Consider the following 1,103-nt stretch of genomic DNA (forward strand, 5'->3'; position numbering starts at 1 on the left):
CGGCGGCGGGATCGCGCCCGCCGGCTCCCCCACGCCCGGAGGCGTCCGGCGGGCCGGGGGGCGCGGCCGTGCCGGTGTCCGCGCCGAGGGCGCCGTCGGGGCGCAGCGCGAGGATGAGCGGCAGGGTGATCCAGGGCAGCATCGCCGCGCCGGCAAGCGCGACGGAGGTCGCCCCGACCTTGCCGAGGAACAGCGGCGACAGCGTGTAGGCGAGCCCAGCCAGCACCCGGGTGGCGGGCACGCCGAGGCGCAACGCGTCGGCGAGGCGCACGACGCCCCACGACGAGACGGTGAGCAGCAACGCCATCCACAGCCGCTGCGTCGCCCAGGGCGGCAGGCCGACCAGCTTGCCCAGGCCGAAGAACGGCCCCATCGGGAACAGGTACCCGACGTACTGGTTCGGCAGGTAGCCGAACTCGGCGAGGGAGTTCCACAGGTGGGTGGCCCGGCCCATGAAACCCCACGGGTCGAGCGGGACGTCGAGCTTGGTGTCCGCGGTCAGCCGGCCGGGCGCCTGGAGCAGGTAGAGCACCGCGTAACCGACCGTCATCCCGAGCAGCGGCCAACGCGAGGTCCGGCGGGCACGCAGCGGGGAGGCGGGAGCGGAGGTGAATGCGGCCGATGACCGGGACGCGCGCGGGCCGGTCGCCGTCGCGACGGGACCGCCGGCGGGGGAAGGGATCGCTGACTCCAGGGTCGAGAACAGGTACGCCCGACCTTACCTACGGTGTCGAAACCGGGATATCTCACCCCGCCGTGGGCCGATACGCGCCCGATGCATCCCGCCCCATCCCGCCCCATCCTCGGGACGGCCCGGCCGCGAGCCGGCGGCGACCGACGCGTGGCCGCGTGGGCGGGCCATGGCCGCAGACCGACGGAGCGGCCGCTACGACGAGCGGCCTGCGCCGTCCCGCTCGGGCGCGGGGCGCACCGACACCTCGCCGCCGCCCACCGCCGCCGCCAGCGCCGCGGCAAGCGCGGCCGTGGCCGTCGCGGTGGGCTCCCCGCCCGGCGACGGGATGGTCACGACGGGGTCGTCGGCGGTCCCCCCGGGATGCCCGATCGCGACCCCCGGGCTCGGGAGCCGGCTCACACCCGAGCTC

1 protein-coding gene and 1 pseudogene are annotated in these 1,103 nt (G+C 76.6%); both read right to left on the reverse strand.

Annotated elements, in window-relative coordinates; genetic code table 11:
• On the reverse strand, nucleotides 1–550 hold a 550-nt coding region (locus tag FRAQA3DRAFT_RS14945; RefSeq protein WP_009739870.1), incomplete at its 3' end, for an alpha-(1->3)-arabinofuranosyltransferase family protein.
• Nucleotides 551–886: 336 nt separating this feature from the next.
• Nucleotides 887–1,103 (reverse strand): annotated as a pseudogene (locus tag FRAQA3DRAFT_RS14950) (hypothetical protein); the annotation flags it as partial.

Origin of the sequence: Frankia sp. QA3 (assembly GCF_000262465.1) — a bacterium.
In the GTDB taxonomy this organism is placed as follows: domain Bacteria; phylum Actinomycetota; class Actinomycetes; order Frankiales; family Frankiaceae; genus Frankia.